Annotated in this window: 18 protein-coding genes and 1 riboswitch; of the genes, 3 read left to right on the top strand and 15 right to left on the bottom strand. The window is 30.0% G+C overall.

Annotated features, from left to right (window positions below; all coding sequences use genetic code 11):
• The 3 genes from CUL_RS19095 to CUL_RS0104210 form a co-directional block, all read right to left on the bottom strand.
• Nucleotides 1–446, bottom strand: a 446-nt coding sequence (locus CUL_RS19095; protein ID WP_162147631.1) for a helix-turn-helix domain-containing protein, incomplete at its 3' end; no start/stop codon positions are given.
• 249 nt (nt 447–695) lie between these two features.
• A complete protein-coding gene (locus CUL_RS0104215; protein ID WP_025640599.1) occupies nt 696–1,451 on the bottom strand; it encodes a DeoR/GlpR family DNA-binding transcription regulator in 756 nt (251 codons plus the stop codon).
• 351 nt (nt 1,452–1,802) lie between these two features.
• On the bottom strand, nt 1,803–2,096 hold the full coding sequence (locus CUL_RS0104210; RefSeq protein WP_025640598.1) for a hypothetical protein: 294 nt from the start codon (nt 2,094–2,096) through the stop codon (nt 1,803–1,805).
• Between the two features lie 411 nt (nt 2,097–2,507).
• On the opposite strand from CUL_RS0104210, the gene CUL_RS0104205 reads away from it, so the two are divergent.
• Nucleotides 2,508–4,421, top strand: coding sequence for a tetratricopeptide repeat protein (locus CUL_RS0104205; RefSeq protein ID WP_025640597.1), 1,914 nt, complete (start codon nt 2,508–2,510; stop codon nt 4,419–4,421).
• A gap of 53 nt (nt 4,422–4,474) precedes the next feature.
• On the opposite strand, the gene CUL_RS18830 is transcribed toward CUL_RS0104205, so the two are convergent.
• The 4 genes from CUL_RS18830 to CUL_RS0104180 form a co-directional block, all read right to left on the bottom strand.
• Nucleotides 4,475–4,648 (bottom strand): hypothetical protein, encoded by a 174-nt coding sequence (locus CUL_RS18830; protein ID WP_005585281.1) that lies wholly within the window; start codon nt 4,646–4,648, stop codon nt 4,475–4,477.
• Between the two features lie 22 nt (nt 4,649–4,670).
• Nucleotides 4,671–4,928, bottom strand: coding sequence for a hypothetical protein (locus tag CUL_RS0104195; RefSeq protein WP_025640596.1), 258 nt, complete (start codon nt 4,926–4,928; stop codon nt 4,671–4,673).
• 124 nt (nt 4,929–5,052) lie between these two features.
• Nucleotides 5,053–5,161: riboswitch (TPP riboswitch) on the bottom strand.
• Nucleotides 5,162–5,267: 106 nt separating this feature from the next.
• Entirely contained in the window at nt 5,268–5,762 is a 495-nt protein-coding gene (locus CUL_RS0104185) for a hypothetical protein (protein WP_005585283.1), read from the bottom strand.
• A 13-nt stretch (nt 5,763–5,775) separates the two neighbouring features.
• A complete protein-coding gene (locus tag CUL_RS0104180) occupies nt 5,776–7,206 on the bottom strand; it encodes a DNA methyltransferase (RefSeq protein WP_025640595.1) in 1,431 nt (476 codons plus the stop codon).
• A gap of 486 nt (nt 7,207–7,692) precedes the next feature.
• Here CUL_RS0104180 and CUL_RS0104175 point away from each other — a divergent pair, with 486 nt between their 5' ends.
• Together CUL_RS0104175 and CUL_RS0104170 are read left to right on the top strand one after the other, a co-directional pair.
• On the top strand, nt 7,693–8,148 hold the full coding sequence (locus CUL_RS0104175; RefSeq protein WP_109840486.1) for an AAA family ATPase: 456 nt from the start codon (nt 7,693–7,695) through the stop codon (nt 8,146–8,148).
• 61 nt (nt 8,149–8,209) lie between these two features.
• Nucleotides 8,210–8,500, top strand: coding sequence for a HEPN domain-containing protein (locus CUL_RS0104170; RefSeq protein WP_025640593.1), 291 nt, complete (start codon nt 8,210–8,212; stop codon nt 8,498–8,500).
• Nucleotides 8,501–8,639: 139 nt separating this feature from the next.
• Here the strand turns inward: CUL_RS0104170 and CUL_RS18825 are convergent, their stop codons facing one another.
• The 8 genes from CUL_RS18825 to CUL_RS0104130 all read right to left on the bottom strand — a co-directional run bounded on the left by CUL_RS18825 (nt 8,640) and on the right by CUL_RS0104130 (nt 17,105).
• Entirely contained in the window at nt 8,640–8,780 is a 141-nt protein-coding gene (locus CUL_RS18825; RefSeq protein WP_157752617.1) for a hypothetical protein, read from the bottom strand.
• A gap of 289 nt (nt 8,781–9,069) precedes the next feature.
• Complete coding sequence (locus CUL_RS0104160; RefSeq protein ID WP_025640592.1) at nt 9,070–10,584, bottom strand: hypothetical protein; 1,515 nt, start codon at nt 10,582–10,584, stop codon at nt 9,070–9,072.
• Nucleotides 10,581–12,224, bottom strand: coding sequence for a VPA1262 family N-terminal domain-containing protein (locus tag CUL_RS0104155; protein ID WP_025640591.1), 1,644 nt, complete (start codon nt 12,222–12,224; stop codon nt 10,581–10,583). The genes CUL_RS0104160 and CUL_RS0104155 overlap by 4 nt, the downstream gene beginning before the upstream one ends.
• Nucleotides 12,225–12,608: 384 nt before the next feature.
• Entirely contained in the window at nt 12,609–13,688 is a 1,080-nt protein-coding gene (locus tag CUL_RS0104150) for a HigA family addiction module antitoxin (protein ID WP_005585289.1), read from the bottom strand.
• On the bottom strand, nt 13,669–14,007 hold the full coding sequence (locus CUL_RS0104145) for a type II toxin-antitoxin system RelE/ParE family toxin (RefSeq protein WP_005585290.1): 339 nt from the start codon (nt 14,005–14,007) through the stop codon (nt 13,669–13,671). The genes CUL_RS0104150 and CUL_RS0104145 overlap by 20 nt, the downstream gene beginning before the upstream one ends.
• A 258-nt stretch (nt 14,008–14,265) precedes the next feature.
• Nucleotides 14,266–14,631 (bottom strand): hypothetical protein, encoded by a 366-nt coding sequence (locus tag CUL_RS0104140; RefSeq protein WP_025640590.1) that lies wholly within the window; start codon nt 14,629–14,631, stop codon nt 14,266–14,268.
• A 505-nt stretch (nt 14,632–15,136) separates the two neighbouring features.
• Entirely contained in the window at nt 15,137–15,667 is a 531-nt protein-coding gene (locus CUL_RS0104135) for an oligopeptide/dipeptide ABC transporter ATP-binding protein (RefSeq protein WP_025640589.1), read from the bottom strand.
• A 262-nt stretch (nt 15,668–15,929) separates the two neighbouring features.
• A complete protein-coding gene (locus CUL_RS0104130) occupies nt 15,930–17,105 on the bottom strand; it encodes a dipeptidase (RefSeq protein ID WP_005585293.1) in 1,176 nt (391 codons plus the stop codon).
• Nucleotides 17,106–17,192: the final 87 nt, after the last annotated feature.

Below are 17,192 nucleotides of genomic sequence, written 5' to 3'. Positions count from 1 at the left end.
ATCCATTCATGGGGAGATGCATCAATTTGCACTAACATGCCTTTTTGAGGTTTTCTTTTTCTTCTATGATGTGTCTTACGTTTACGATGCTTTTTAGGGCTTTTAATACCTGCCTCAGTTAGAATTCTATACACCGTAGGATAGCTTACCTGAATATTTTCATGTTCTTCAATTAATTCCTGAAAATGATTAAAATTAGCCTCCTTATATTTTGTCTGTTTAAGTTTAATAATCAAATCTCTAGTTCCATCCGATATAGCATGCTTTGGTTTACGGCCTCTGTTTTTATGGATAATGAACGCAGGTCCTTCTTCTACAACTCCTTTCTTTAACCTTAACACTTGGCGTTCACTTAAGCTTAAAATCTCAGCAGCTTCTCGAATAGTTATTACTTTATCAACTGTTTGATTAATGACTCTAAGTCTAGTTATTTCTTTTTGAGTCATATTAAATATCTCCTCTCTCATATATGACATTTTATCAGAATGAATTTAATATGACATTATCATAGAATAATAATATAATTCCATAATTTTACCTTGACATAGTACATATACCTTATAAAATTCAAAGCACTTAATATATTTTGTTTTAAAATAAAAATTTGTAAATTTAATACTTTGAATGATGTCTTTCGAGAAAGCAATAACCTTTAGACCTAGTACATAATCTATCTACTTTGACTTAAATTCACACTAAACAGTAATAACATGATTTCCATTCTTTTTGATTCCTTTCAATACCGCTTTATCTGCATTTGAATTAGTTACCAATGTATACCTTTTTCCTTTTACATCTATAAAGAACAGACTGTTAACTCCTATTTTTGTATGATCTGCTAATATTATTGGATTATCCGATATTTCTATCATCTTACTTTTAGTTTGTCCTTCTTCCATGTCTAAAACACTAGCTCCTCTTTCAGATACTCCCATGGCACCAATAAATGAATAATCTACATGAATTGAATTTAAAAAATTATTTGTGATGCTCCCAAAAAAAGACATTGAACTCTTTCTAAACTGGCCAGGAATCATTATTAAACGTATTTTAGTATCGACTTTTGCAAGTACATTCATCACCAAAATAGAATTTGTTAATACTGTTATATTAGGTATATCAATTATTTCCATAGCAAGTTCTTTTACACTACTTCCTGCATCAAGTAAAACAGTCGACCCTTCTTTTATAAACTTGGCACATTCTTTAGCTATATTTCTTTTTTCAAGGCTTGTGTCAGTCATATTGTTTTGTTCTTTCAAAGTGGGAAGAGTATTTATTATAGCACCGCCATAAATAGTTGTAATTAATCCTTTTTTTTCTAAATACTCGAAATCACGTCTAATGGTCATAGGAGTTACATTCAGTAATTTAGACAATTTATTAGTTTCAACCGTCACTTCAATTTGCAGTAACTCCATAATTTTCTTTCTTCTATCTTCAGCATTCAAAAATTTCACCCCATATCTAAATGTTCTTTTCAGCTAATATTTTATGTTCTTTTCACTTTATTTTCCTTATTTATATCAATAATATATCATAATGTTACAAATGTCAACATGTTTTATGTTTTTTTAGTAACTTTTCTATTAATTGCATAACAATTAAATAAAAAAATCTCTTTTCTGGTAAAAACTAGAAAAGAGATTTTTATTTCATACTTTCTCGGGATTTCCTCTATATTACCTTTAATGAAGTCATAATCAAATAGGCAAAAACCATAAAAAGCAGTATGATAAATCTTACCATACTGCTTAAAATTATCTCACAAGTACTTCTAGATTTTTTGGCTTTGAATAATACTATCGTTGTCTATTGTGAAATAATTCTATAGCTTCAAAAGTATCTAAATCTATTTGGTATACTATATAAACAGTATTATATGGATAATTAGGAGCATCTATAGTTCTAGCTCCGTAGGCATAGTTTTTATGCAAATATAATCCAGGGGCACCATAACCTGGGCTTACTCCTTCTATATAAGCCTTATTATTAGGATCTATTTTTATTTTATCTTTATTATATTTATGCCAGTCTTCTTCAACCAGTCTTTGATAATTGGCTCCTGGTCCTTGAAGTATTTCCTTCTCTATCAATACTTCTCCCCCATAATATTTTCGTATTATCATCTACTATCACTCGAAAAGCATTATAAACTATATGTAATGCATCCTTCACCAAAAAATCTTCTTTAGATTTAAATATTTCTAAATCCTTATGGCTAATGTTAAATTTTTACAAATTAGATACTCCCTCCTATCTTCTTAATAATATGCCATAGCTGAAGGCAAAATTAAAATATAAATCTAATTTAAATATTACTATTTAAGTATACTATTTACAAGGAAAAACCCCTTATTTGGACTTAATCCTGTTATAGAAAATAAGAAAATTCTTCTTTTTTTGATAAAACTTTCAACTATACTATCTTTTAACTGCTCATTATATGATATATAATATAATGTGGCCGAAATACGAATATTAGACTATAGAATGGAGATGAAAGCATGAAAAGAAAGAGTTTTATTTTATTATTAATAGTATCGGTATTTTTACTAACAAGTTGTACTAAAAATTATTATGAAAATAAGGGGGACAAGTATTTTGATGCCCAAGATTATGAAAATGCAGAAAAATATTATTTAAAGGCATTAGAAAAAGAAGCTGATTCCCATACTTATATTAAATTAGCCGATTTACATAGAAATAATCACCAATATGATAAAGAAGGGAATACCATTTTAAAAGGAATGATGGAATTAGATGACCCCATAGACTTAAATATAAGATTTTCCCAATATCAAACTCTTGTAGGCGATGCGGACAAGGCTCAAATTTCCTTACTACATTTGCTCTATCAAAAATTCGATGAGGAGCTTTTTAAAGAAATAATAAAGATATATTTAGAAAATAGACATATTACCACTATCGATTATTACTACAATGAATTTAAGGATCAAATAAAAGATTTAGAAACTAAAATATTAGCCTATAAAGCCGTTGGCCCAGACGAAAATTTGAAAGAAGAACTAGAAAAAGAATTGCTAGATTCAAATGATATAAAAGCCTATAAAGCTCTAATAGAAAGGGCCTATGATTATCATGAATATGAAAAGGTAGAAGAATTGCTCCCTCATTTAGAATCTATGGATGGTGAATTGGAATTTTATAAAATATATTCCCAACTATTGGCTATGAAAGACCTCTTTATTATGAATAAACAAATAGGTCATTTTATCAATATGGATTATAAGGACCTGGTGGTCATATACAAGAATATTGATAATCCCAGTCATATTTATCTTACCTTAATGGATGGGAAAACAGGAGAAATTGTAATAGATAAAATAATGGAAGATTTCTATCCCGATTTCATAGATTTAGATGTATATGAAACAAAAGATGAGCTAGACCAATTAGCTATGACTTCCTATTATGGTGCATCAGCTTCCTCTGGGAAGAAATTTAGTATATATGAATTTAGTAAAGATGATTTTAAAGAAATTGAACCTAATTTTGAAAGTGATTTAGAAATTAAATTATTAGAAGAATTTAAAATCCAAGTAGAGTCTAAGAACCTAAACAAAAGATATATAATAGAAATTCCTAAAACCCATAGACTTGCCTATATAGAAGACGGTCAATATAATGAAGAAGGAATACCTAATGCAGACAATGGACCTAGAACCTATGGGGATGGTTATTCCTTAAGATATAGGGGAGATTATAAAGACACTATAAGTGTAATAACGGGCTTTGGTGGTACTTATAGCTATAGTGCCGAAAGATTAGGATATATTGATGAATTATATAATGAAATAGATGGCAGCTTTAAATGTACCGCCTTTAAGATAAAGGATATAGAAGGTATGGTAAGAGAATCTGAATTTATAGAGGGAGTCCAGGTAATAACCTTATCTGAGCCTGAACAGGAAAAGGAAGAAACTGAAACAGAGAAAATCCATTATCCAGAACGTCTAATAGAAGATGATTACAAGCTGCGGATAGGTGATAAGACCATATTTGTAGATAATAATATAGACTATATTACTAAATTATTAGGTTCAGGAGAAGTAGAGTTAATAGAGCATATTAATGAAGATGTTAGTATGTATGAGTACAAAATAGACGGGCTCACTATTTTATATATGGAGAAAGATGGCCCAACAGGAAAACAACAATTTAATGACACTATCCTTGTAGACAAACCGGGGATAAAAACCATAAGAGGTTTGGAAGTTGGAATAGATGAGGAAAGATTAGAAAAATTATATGGCCTTAAAAATTTGTTTTATGAAGATGAAAATGAGTCCATATATTTGTACCAAGAAGATGGGTATACTATACATATGGATTTATACGTAGTAGTGGACAAGAAAGATAAACGGGTTATAAGATTTAATTATTCTACTAATCTCTAAAAGTATAGTTTTTGGAAAAATATTCCAATATATAAGCCGATGAATATAATTCCCTACTTTACTACAAAAGAAGCTTTCTCAGGCTTCTTTTTGTTTTCATAGCTATTTTTAGGTATAATTTGGTGTTCAATTTTAGCATCGGTTTTTTTAGTTTCATTTTCTATTCCATCTGTTCGTGAATTTAATTGTTTAAATCCTTCTTGCATTTCACTATATATATTTGTCATAAGGTTCTATAATTATGATTTTCTATACTATTCTTCTTTGAATTCTTCTAATATCTACTTCATGTTTTCCTATTAGTTCTTTTAATATCTCATTTTCCTCAATAACAGTGTCAAGTTTAGCATTTATCTCTTCTCTAAATTCTGTCAAGTCAGCTGTTTGCTCAGTTATAGCTTCTAATTCTTTTTTTATTTCTCTTTGTCCTTCTTCTAAGTTTCTCTGTCCTTCTTTTAGACTTCTTAGCTCTTCTAATACTATTTTTTGAAATTCTTCATTGGTCATTTGAACACCCCCAATTTCGTCTTGCACTTACATTTAATATTATATCATGTATTGTTCATAAAGATAACAGCTATTATACATCTTCTATAATTTTCAATGCTGTTTTTAAAAAAGAACTAAACTTAATAGATTTTAGAAATCTCCCTCCGTTGGAATTATCCAAATCAGGTTCAAAGGGTCAGGAATAACATTCCTTTCTCAGCCTATCACTATAAGCTCCCCAAAAAATATATGAAGTTTTGGTTGCATAATTGCAGTACTGTAACTTAAATATTATCATTAAAAATTCTTTTTTCAAGTTGGTGGGACAAGGGGTCTGTAAACTGACCTCCTGTCCCATTATATAATTCCATATTCTCTACACTTTTCTAGAACATAAGCCTTATCTTTACAATATTCTAGGATTTCATAATTATTCTTTAATCCTCTGATTCTATTTATACTTATGGATTTTTGCCCTAAATACTCTATTAAAACTGTGGGCACAAAATAAAGATCAAAACTATGTTCCGTAACTGGAGTTACGCCAATGACTACATCAGATGTTTTGGTAGATTGAATATATTCTTTAACACCAGAAATATATTGCCTATCAATGCCACCCCTAGTACCCCCTGTAAATTTTACAGATTTTGTTGCTGTTTTAACCTGGCATTTAATAATATCTTCCTCTCCGTCAGAATTTTGAAATGCAATAATAATATCATAGGGAGATAAGGGTAAATCCACAAGAGAAACATTTTGATATTTTTTCATGAGTAGGCCTACGGCAATATGTTCGTGGGCAAATCCGTCAACTGAGGCTTGTTTACCTTTTTTAGTAGTATCATTCATACATAATTCCTCCCTATTTTTTTAGTACAATAATCCAATCGGTATCAATACGTTCTTCCCTAGGTACTTTAATAAAATGTCTAATAATTTCTGATGCAAAATATTTTTCTAAAGTAAATCCTACCCTTTCCGCTAGGGCTATAAGGTATTTCCAGTTTTCAAACAACTGTCCCCTTATTCGATTGTTTCCTACAACTATTACATAATGTGACCCAGGTTTTAATACCTTATATACCTCTTTAAGATTTTTTTCCATATCTACAAGATATTTATATGCTATATATGCCCGTTTAGGATCTTGTTTATAGATTTTTTCTATTACAATATCTGCCTCTTCAATACTTATGCTATGAAGTTCATTATATAGTTTTGCTGGAACATTTTCTGTTCCTATATGTTTCTTTTTTAAAGGCACAAGGGAGCCACTTTCAAATTCCAACCAATAAAGTTCCAATTGATGTGTCCTAGGATAATCCACTGCATTAACATATGGTGGAGAGGTTACAGCCAAATCAAATGTATCTGGATTATAATCTATATGCCTAGCATCCATGTCATGTGGAATTTCTACTGATGTAGAAGAGGAAACCCTATTTGAAAATTCCACCATTTTAGGCACAGAAATCAATATGGTTTCTGCAAATTTCACTAGTGCGAAAGACGGATAAACTTGCTTATTTAATTTTTTTCGTATTACAGTCCGAGTGCAATTATCATCAGCATTAGAGACAGATCTAATTATTGATGAAAAACAAACTAAATAAAAATCCTTTATATCTTTAGTGGTATCCATATTTAATATAGTTTTTTTAATATAGGCTAATTCGTATATAATCTCTTCATTAAACCAATTATCCCTATAAGGAAAATCTGGGATATCCTCTGGCATTATTTTTTTTGGATGATATTTTACTATTTGGTCTAAAAGGTATTTTTGTGTCTTATACAGGCTTTTTTCATCTAATGGAGTTGTTTTGACCTTCGAAATATATCTAGAAAGAGGGTCTACATCGATGCCAACAGAATGTCTATTATTTAATAATGCCTCCACATTGGTAGTACCACTACCTGTAAAGGGATCTAGTATCAGGTCCCCCTTTTTTGAATACCGTTGAATAAGCCATCTCGGCAATTCAGGGAAGAACTTAGCTGGATATTTATGTAATCCATGAGTAAGGGCTGTCTGATCATAACTAATAAATAAAAATCTATCATTATTTTCTATTGGAAGATTAGGGGGTATATCACCATCTATTCGCATTATAGTTTCACCATGCTCATTAACCATCTCTTGAATATTTGGGAAGTCTTTATATGGGTTAAAGAAGTTTAATTCGTATATATCGTTTTCTTTTCTTGAAGCAGCGCGTTTAATCCTTCTTTCAACTTTTTCCTCTATTTTATCTATAGAAATTGGATAATAGGACTGAGCATTATTTATCATGGCAAGCTCCTTTCTAAATAAAACTTATTATCTTTTAATAATGTAAAGATATTTATTTTATTATATCATAATTATGGATAAGGTGTAAGCAGGTAAGAAAAAACTTGTATTTTTAGGTAACTTAACCTTAAAATTGAATTAGTTTCCAAGAGCATATAGAATGAAACAATAAATTCGTATATAATATATCCATGTATGCTGGCTTCCATGAGTATTTTTATCTATATTAGAATTCATGGTATAAAAAAGAAAATTATGAGATGACATTATCAAAAGATAATAACAAAAAAACAATCCTTTACAGCTTTATTAAGAACTATCTTGTAATATAATCTATATTTAATTCTTCTGGTAGCATATCTAGTGCAAGATATACACAAAGAGATGCGACTCCTATATTTCTGGGACAAGAGGTCTGACCCCCTGTCCCATTAAAGTTACCTAAAATTTAAATATAGAAACTTTTACAAATGACATTCATTCGAACTGTTAAGAGCTAAAAGATCAGAGGCTGAAATTATCGTGTTAGATGATCCAATTTCTAGCTTTGATTCAATTTACAAGAATAAAATAGCATTTATTATAGTTAAATTTTTAGAAGGTAAAAAGCAGGTAATTCTAACTCATAATACTGAATTGATAAAATTATTGGCTCACCAAAAAAGAGATTGCTTTAATTTATATTTATTTAATAATGCAAAGGAGAATGAGGTTAATGGATTTATAAGGGTAAATTCAAAGGAACAAGAGATTTTACTATATTTGGATAAATTGTTGGATTTGTTTAGAGATACTATATATGAAGAAATTAAAAATGAAAAGAATTTTTTAGTATCAATGATACCATTCATGAGAGGATATTCAAAAATGATTGCCAGCTCTGAGGCAGATAATCTATCATGGAAATTAAAAATTAGATGGTACTCTATATTTGACGTTTAACCTGTGGATTTTTGTGCTGAATAGGGCAATAATCTGATAATATAATATATATAGTTTATTTATGGGGCATCTAGTTATAGAAAAACCGCTCAAAGCTATATATGTTAAGAATGTAGATAATAATCCGCCTAGAATCCATAATTTACTAAGATTAGCTGAAAAGGCACAGATTTATACAACTGAAGAACAAAAAGATATACTAGACTTAATTACAACTTTTAATATAAATGCTAGATACCCCGATTTTGGACAAAGCTTTTATAAAAAATGTGATTATGATTTCACTAAAAGTAATATAGAGAAAATAGAGGAGTTGAGGGAATGGCTTCTTTTGATACTAGAGAACGAATAGAGGAAATTGCAAGAGAGTAAGGAGAATTTTTTATTTTACGATTAAATTATCTTGTAATTCCTATTGATGTACACTATTAAGAAAAGAGCTAAAATGTTTATGATAATTTGAAAATGGTCTCTTGCAAATTTGGTAATTTTTATGCACTTCTATTAGAAGCAAAATATATATTATTTTCCTGCCCAAGTATTTCCTGCTGATTAAGTACTTTTATTCCAAGCAGATCAAATTTACATCGTCCATAACCCATACGTTTAATTTCCTTTACCTTGTTAACCATTCCTTCTAATAATCTATTGAAATAATTACTATCGAGACTATTTTAAACGGAATCTATATCTATTTTAATACCATTAACAAATGAGTTTAGTTCTAGAATATTAAATTTTTCCGCTTTAATTATCCACTTTCTAAAAACATATCCTTGAAATCATCAATTAATTCATAATTATTTAATTTAGGCTATCTAAAATATCTAATTCTTTTTAGGTAAGACTTGTATTTTTTTATAAATTATTTTAACTAAGATATATAGTAAAATGCTTCTATTCTCATCTTTGAATTCATGCTTATCCATTATTTGTCAAAGTAAAATTTTCCTCTATTTCCTTCAAAAAAGATGGTTTATCTAAAGTATTAAAATAATAAAGCCATATTCTTTCATCCTTAAAAAATATTTCTAATTTCGAAACTAGCCCTTCCTTTGTAGCTAGAATATAGGCCTTATGTCTGCACTCAATACTTAATAAGTAAAGATATGTTAAATTTATAAAAAATCTTGCTCTAATCTCAATAGGACTCTCACACCAAATATAATTTATTTCCAAAATTTCAAATACCATTTTTTCTAATTCTTGCAAAAAATCTTCCTGCTGGTTTTTTCTTAACAGAAAATAATAGACGATTATATAAAAACAATTGGTATATATGGGGCCTTGAATATATTTATTTTGTTTTATAAAATCTTTTAAATATCTTTCCCATTTTTGAAACATCTCACTACATAAGAAAAGACTATTCTCTTCTCCTGATTCGTTCATAAAATTTTCAATAAATAACCGATCATTCTCCAAATCGCCTCTGTATTCTGATATCCTATAGCTATTAACATATTTCAAAATAGTTTCCCTGTTAGCCCTTCCTAGTACTCTTCCTAAAATAATATTAAAGTCTTCATAATTACCGAAATAATTTATACATTGGAAAAATAGCTCTTCATTTATAGTCCATAATTGATCTAAAATTCTCCTCATTGCATCCAATACATTATCTCCAAGTCTTTTATTCCGATTATTATCTAAAATCTGATAAATAATCCCTACTAATACCCATTCGTTTTTAATATCTTCTCCTAGACCCATTATCAATTTTTCATCATCTTCTAGGGGTTCTATTATTGCAAGGATTTCTAAAGGATCAGTCCTTTCAGAGATTGTTCTTTTAAGAAGAATAGGATTAATAAAAGAAATAAATTTAATTAACCCCCTCATTACTTCTCTAAGACCATAGCCCCTACCCCTTTTTATAGCCTCTACAAAATCATACACTTTTTTCATGTTTTTTTCTCCAATGCCATTTTCATATTCTTCAAAATATCTTTTTTCATTATAGGGGGCATCATTTGGCATACTTATTTTAATAGATAGTGCCGATAAGAATTCTTTTAGTTTTATCGATAATACTCTTCTTTCCTCCTTAGTAAAATCCCCTATTTCTATCAATTGACTAAAAGGAAGCTCAAAATAATTTAATATCAAAATTCCCTTTATTATTTCCTTGACATCTCCTCTATTTATACCTTTTGAAATAAAATACTTAGCTGTTATTAGTGCTTTAGCTCCTTCTATGACATCCTGATTGTCTATTTCTTCTACATAAAATCCATACTTATATTTATTTATAAAGCTCAACTTTTCATTTAAATATTTATAGGTTTTTTCTAAAGATTTTCCTCCATTTAGAATATCTTTTACCTCACTATTCTCCAGGATAGAATCCAAATATAATAGTGAATCATTTAACTCTAATTTATCAATGGAATTAATTACTTTTTCAGTATAATTTTTAAATATAACTTCTCTCATTTTGACCTCCAAACTAAACACTCTGGATCTTGAAGTTCTTTCCATAATTCCATAAAGGCATCTAAAATCATCTTTGCATTACCGACTTCCTGTAAGATATGATGCTCTTTCCCAAAGGAATTAATGGAAGTTCCCAAAGACCATGCCCTAGGTCTCCTATCCTTCAAAGGAAAGATAATAAACCTATCATGAAATGGCCATCCATATTGATCATGTTGACATCTTAATTCAAAATCTATTCCTAAATGATTACTGCTTAATTCAAAATTTTTTATTTGATTTTCTACCCAGGTTCCATATGTTTCTTTGTCCTTAGAAATTTCCTTTTTATCATTAAGATTTTTTTGTTTCCTATAGGAATTAATAGCCCTCATAGGAACACCAGCTACTTCATAATAATAGATAGTATCCAAAATATCCCTATAACTTAAATAAGGATCCCATAAATAAATGCCATCTTCACCATGACGTTCAATTAAAGTTCTTAAATCTTCTAAGGCCTTGTTTCTGTCATTTGTTTTCTTTCCATATTGTACAAATATTAAATCTCTTTCTAATCTTTTCTTTTCATTTTCATAAATTCGATTAGAAATCCAATCAGAATAATCCATTTTATAGGGTTTATCTCCACCTGTGCTATAAACTATTGGAATTTCAATATTTTTAACTAAGTTATCATCCTTATCAAATAACTTTATAATTCGCGGTTCTTGGAACGCCGAAGATATATAACCTGAAATATGAATATCTTTCATAAAACTAGCAGAAGAGCAACTTAATATTAGTCCATTTTCTTTATTAAATATAATAGTATCATTCATATCATTTGAATTTCCTGTATGCAATTCATTGGAATTATGGTTAATTTGGTCAAGTTGATGGAACCCCATAATATTATTATCAAGATGACTACTAGTTTGAATCGAGATCTTATCCATTTTATCCAAATCATTAAAAAAAGGATGCCATGCTATTTGTGTTTCCATTCCTTCCCATGAGCTTAATGGTTGTGTATCTAAGGTAAACATCATACTAGGAAATTGGAAGATTATATTACCAATTCTATCCCTAATATATAGTAAATCAATGGGGAGAAGTTCTGTAACACATTTACATATTTTCCCCAGTAATTTGTCCGATTCTAATACATCCCTTAGCTCCTGTTTTTCTTGGTCAAAAAATTCTAATACATAGGATCCATTGTAAAAATTATTCTTTAATACAGAGTTAAGTGGCACAATTTCAGTGCCATCCTTAGGTATAAATTGTTTTGGTAAAGGTTTTAAATTTCCTATAATTAAATCACTTTCATCATAAGCCCATTCATTTTCCCCCAGCAATACAATGAAATCTTTTTCTAATTCTTCTATAGTTCTTTGATATCTTATAATGCCTAATCTATATTGTTTATCTATATTAATAGGCTTATTAGTAATAAAAGGCTTTTCATTAGAAATAGACTTTTCTCTTTCTTCAAAAACCACTATGGTATAAAAGTTCTTAGCTTTTTTTATAGTGCTATCATATAAAAATATAGTTGTTATCTCACAACTATTATAAAAACCTAGATTCCCTTTTTCTATAAGTAAATCAAAGTCCCTTTTTACTAATTGTTTTTCTTTATCCCAATTCTCCCTCAAAGCTATCCCACCTTTCCCCAATTAGTATTTATCATAATTATATCAATCTTTTAACTTAACTCCAATATAATATCTAACAAGCTGCTACCCTGGAATACAATAGCTGCAATGTCCTCAGCTATAAAGCCTAGAAGATTTAAATACCTCCTAGGCTCTTTTATATAGATAATATTATATTGGTATCATTATTATGATATATATTTAATGTTAGAACAGTTTCGTTGGGAAAGTAAGGTGTTTTAGGATGAAATATGGGAACTGGTTGTAGAAATTATTTTCTTCACTGAGTTTCTTTGGTAGGAAAAAGGATGAGTAATTGTAAAAACTGCAAAGGAGAAGTTTGACGTAGGGAATGGATTATTGAGCTTTGTACTGTTGATATAACTAGCTTCTTACTATTTCAAAAGATGGCTTTAAATCATTGTAATATTGATATCCTATTAGTTTGTCATGCTGCAGTCTTCCTAAAAGTATACATGGGGATATGCCTATCTCATGAGAGTAATTTATTATCTGTATTTTATCAGTATAATCATATTCTTCAATGAAATTTTTATACTGTTTTTCTGAAATTAGATAATTACTAGCTAGGTGATCCGCCTCATCTTCTCCATCTTCATTATCAAAACTAATATGAAATTCATTGCTAGAATGATTAATTAAATGAGCTAATTCATGGAAAAATGTAAACCAAAACACATCTGCTCGCTTTCCTCTTACGCTCAGTGAAAGTATCGCTTTATTATTTCTCCATATGGTTGCACCACAAATATAGGTTTTTGGAAGATATGGCACCAGGACTAAAGCTACACCACATTCAGCACATAACCTTTTCATTTCCGGATAAAATTCTGCTGGTTCTTTCAGTGTTAACTCTCTAAAAGTAGGAATAAGGCTTTTTAACTTTCTTTTATTAAATTTCTTCACTTCCACATTTAAACCTTTTAACTCTGCCCTTCTAAGCCATGCCAATACTCCAAAATCAGATATTTCCCTTACCTGTTTATGTGTTCTAAAAGCTACGGCATATGAAGGCTTTATTGAAGACAACTCAGCAACACCAAAAAATTCTCTACAATTAAATACTCTTTCTATTCTATCATTTGTTTCTTTTACCCAGCCAAATTCACTCATTTCTTTATATGGTATCTCTTTTAATATTTCTAAATCTATATATAATCTTTTTTGTTTCTCTAATCTAGCTTTATTTAACTGATAATTAGTTTCTAGATTCATCCAAAATTGTGCACTAGGCCCTATAACCAATTCTAACTTCAAGGCTGTATCATAGGTGATGGGAGCATTACCATTAATGATATTACTTAAATGTTTTGGAGTTATATCTAGCCTAGCTGCTAATTCTTTTTGATTCATTCCTAAATACTCCATATTTTCCCTGATAGTCTCTCCTGGTGGAATTGCTACAGTAGGCATAAAATCATTATTATCTTTTTTGTTTACCATGGTAATCCGTCACCTCCTCAATCCTTACAATATTAATACTTTCTAATTCATTTATATCTCCGCCTTCTTGTAATATAGGCGTAAAAACTAGTCTATATGGATGTGCTAAATTTACTGCATATTCATCAGCTCTTGTTCCTTTTAGTCTATGCAATCCTGCTGATGGAATATGCTTAATATCCAATAAACTAGTTGCTGCAATCAATTCTCCAACTCTTTGGGTTAGCTTATTTCCAATGTTTGATCCATAATCCTTTTGAGCAACTTTAGGATCCTCACATTGTTTTTTAAGTTTTTTTGTCCTATATTCTACTTTCATTATATATTATCATTCCCCCAAAGTCAATTTTTTATTAACCTATCAGGTTAATTTTTGACTATTTTTAAAAAACAACGGTACAATGATAATATACTATTAAATATCATATATTTCAAACAAAATGAACTTTTCAGGCATAGGAAAAACCTCTTTAGAAATTGCATTTATGTATACTGGGTTTTCTTGGAATCGATTTGATATAACCTTGGTATATACAGACTGCATCTAGTATCCTTAACTCTTATATATCTTTATACCTTATATATTACTATGTATTTTTTTGGAACTTGTTGGAATTGAGCTTTTGCAGTTTTTTTGTTTATAACTTGCCATTACCCAAATATAAGGTTCCCTAGCAACCCTCTTTTGTAGCTTTAACATAGATTTATCAATATCCCCGCAGGCCTTACTAATCATATTTGAACGAATCTCAAAGCCTCTTTTTTCATATAATAACTTTTCATCGTCCGCTAACTTAGCTAATTCATACCGGGCATCAGTTACCTCAAAGTTCTCATTAAAAATATACTGCTTATTAAAAATAGCCTTCTCTATAACGGACTCCGGCTGTTCAAGATCTTCATTAGAAAGGTCCGGATCATATTTCTTTTTAACATAATGCATTGCTTCTGTTTTTAGAAAATTGAATAGTTCTGGATAATCATTAAAGTAAAATGCTTTTCATGATTTGTTCCTAATAATGTGTTTCCATTAAGTGCTTTTAACATCATAAGCTTATCCGTATTTAACACTCCATAGTTTGAACTAATCATTATATAATAATATATTTTATTTTGTATCCTCTACATCCACAACTATTTTAATTTCAAATTATTATATCAAAATACTCTGCTAATTTTATCGGTAATATAACAATTATAGAACCAAATCTTAATAGAATTGGTTCTATAACTTAAACTGCCCTTATTTCAACATCTTACTTCCGTAAATCACCTCCGAAAACTAAGGCTGCCTTTTCTCCCAATGTACACTGCCAATTTACTTTAACCTCATCTATACCAGATATATTAATAGAAATCTTTTCAATAGAATCAGCACTTTCAATCGATAGAGTCTCTAACCTTATATTAGAGCCTCTAACCTTATATTGCTACTATTATCATAAATTTCAATTTTTACTAGATTCTCTCTTTTGCCCATTCTTCAAATAATGGTGAACCCATAAGCATTTCCCTCCTTGTGCAAATCTACAACCAGGTTTTGGATCTATTGGACTTGTAACTTCTCCTTTTACTAGACCACTATCCAACATCTTGCTTTTAAGGTCGGGTACTGGAATTGAAGATAAGAGTATCCCCGTATAAGGGTGGATTGGTCTTTGAAAAAGTTCCTTAGCTGGTGTCCTCTCTACATATTGACCAAGATACAACACAATTATCTCATCAGAAATATGTTTAACCACCGATAAATCATGTGTTATAAACACATAGGCCAAATTAAATTCATCCTGAAGGTCCATTAGTAAATTTAATATTTGAGCCTGTATACTTACATCTAAGGCAGATACGGATTCATCACATACAATAAACTTAGGATTCATAGCAATTGCTCTTGCAATCCCTATTCTCTGTCTTCCCCCTCCATCTAACTCATATGGATATGCATTTATATATCTATCGTCCAAACCAACTGTTTCCATCAGAGAATAAAATCAATAACAAAGAATAATATGATATATGGTCTTCATCTTTAAAAAGTAGAGACTGTTTAATGCCTACATATATATCTCTTCATTTTTATTGATAATTCATAAAATAAAAATCCAGTAATATTTAGATAACATATTACTGGACTTTTATTTTTAGCATATTCTATAACATTACATACCAATTCTTATATTGCATAGAATATATTGTTGAATCTTATATATAAAATCTTATTTTATGCTCATAATATTTATATTAATATCTTTCTTCTTCTAAATTTAAAGGCTTCCATGTCTTTTCAAACACCCTTAACCAATTTTCGCCAATAAGTTTTTTTATTTCTTCTTCAGAAAAACCTCGTTTTAACATATGTTCAATAAGATTAACCCAATTTGCTAAACACATAAGACCTTCTACGGCATTTCCAAGAGGCGGTTTTCTATTTTGCATAAGTGCCTGATAAGTCACAGACTTCTCTCCAGATACCTTACGCACTAGTTTATTAAAGTACATTAACTCATCTTTAGGATAGCACCCCTCTGTTGCTGTTGTATCTAATCCTATACCTACATGATCTACACCAATCAAATCACAAAAATATTCTACACAATCTAGAAAAGTTTCAATTGTTGGAAATGTCTTTCCATCCCACAGCATAACATTATAGGCAGTTACGCCCACAACACCATCTGTAGACGCACATTTTTTAGCTTGCTCATCCGTAATATTACGCGGATGATCAAACAATCTTTTAGGATTCGAATGTGAAAATATCTGAGGTTTTGTTGCCATATCTAACGATTCTAATGTAGATCGTTCACCAGCATGGCTCAAGTCAACAGTAATGCCGTACTGTTCCATAAGCTTAATCAATTCCATCCCAGTATCCGAAAGCCCTGCATTAGCTGGACTATAACACCCATCTGCAGCAAAGGTACGAAAATTGTATCCAATTTGCATAATACGCAGCCCCATACGTTTAAAGGCCTGTATATAAGGCTCCATTTCTAAGCTTTGTACAAATCCACAACTTTGTGCACCTATTATCAGACCTGTTTGTCCTTGTTTTTTAGCTCTATATATATCATCTGTACTAAGAATCAACCGAAATCTATCATCTGAATTAACAACACCATAATATCCTACTATAGCCTTAAATGCTTCACCAGGACCATCAAATACCCCGGGAACTGTACAGTTTAGAGCAGTCGCCTTTGCCTCTTGCAGCCGCCAACCATAACGTACCACATTAAAGGTACAAGCATCAATAATGATAGATTCCTTATGTAGCAACTTTGCTTTTTCGGACACATCTTGATTACATGCTAAAACCATAGCTTTGAATTCAGGATCATCTGTTGCTCGCCACTGTTCTTCAATTCGTCCAATCAATTCCCATTTTTGATCTTCTGTCATTTCATTTATAAACACAGTATCTCTCCTCTCTCCCTTGTTTAAAGTATTCTATAAGCATAGATAAAACATATACTAAGATTGTCAAAATCATTATTATAGTTG

The sequence above is a fragment of the [Clostridium] ultunense DSM 10521 genome, from assembly GCF_000511955.1.
In the GTDB taxonomy this organism is placed as follows: domain Bacteria; phylum Bacillota; class Clostridia; order Tissierellales; family Tepidimicrobiaceae; genus Schnuerera; species Schnuerera ultunensis.
The sequence above is the reverse complement of the archived record's forward strand: the minus strand, read 5'-3'. Positions and strand labels throughout refer to the sequence as shown.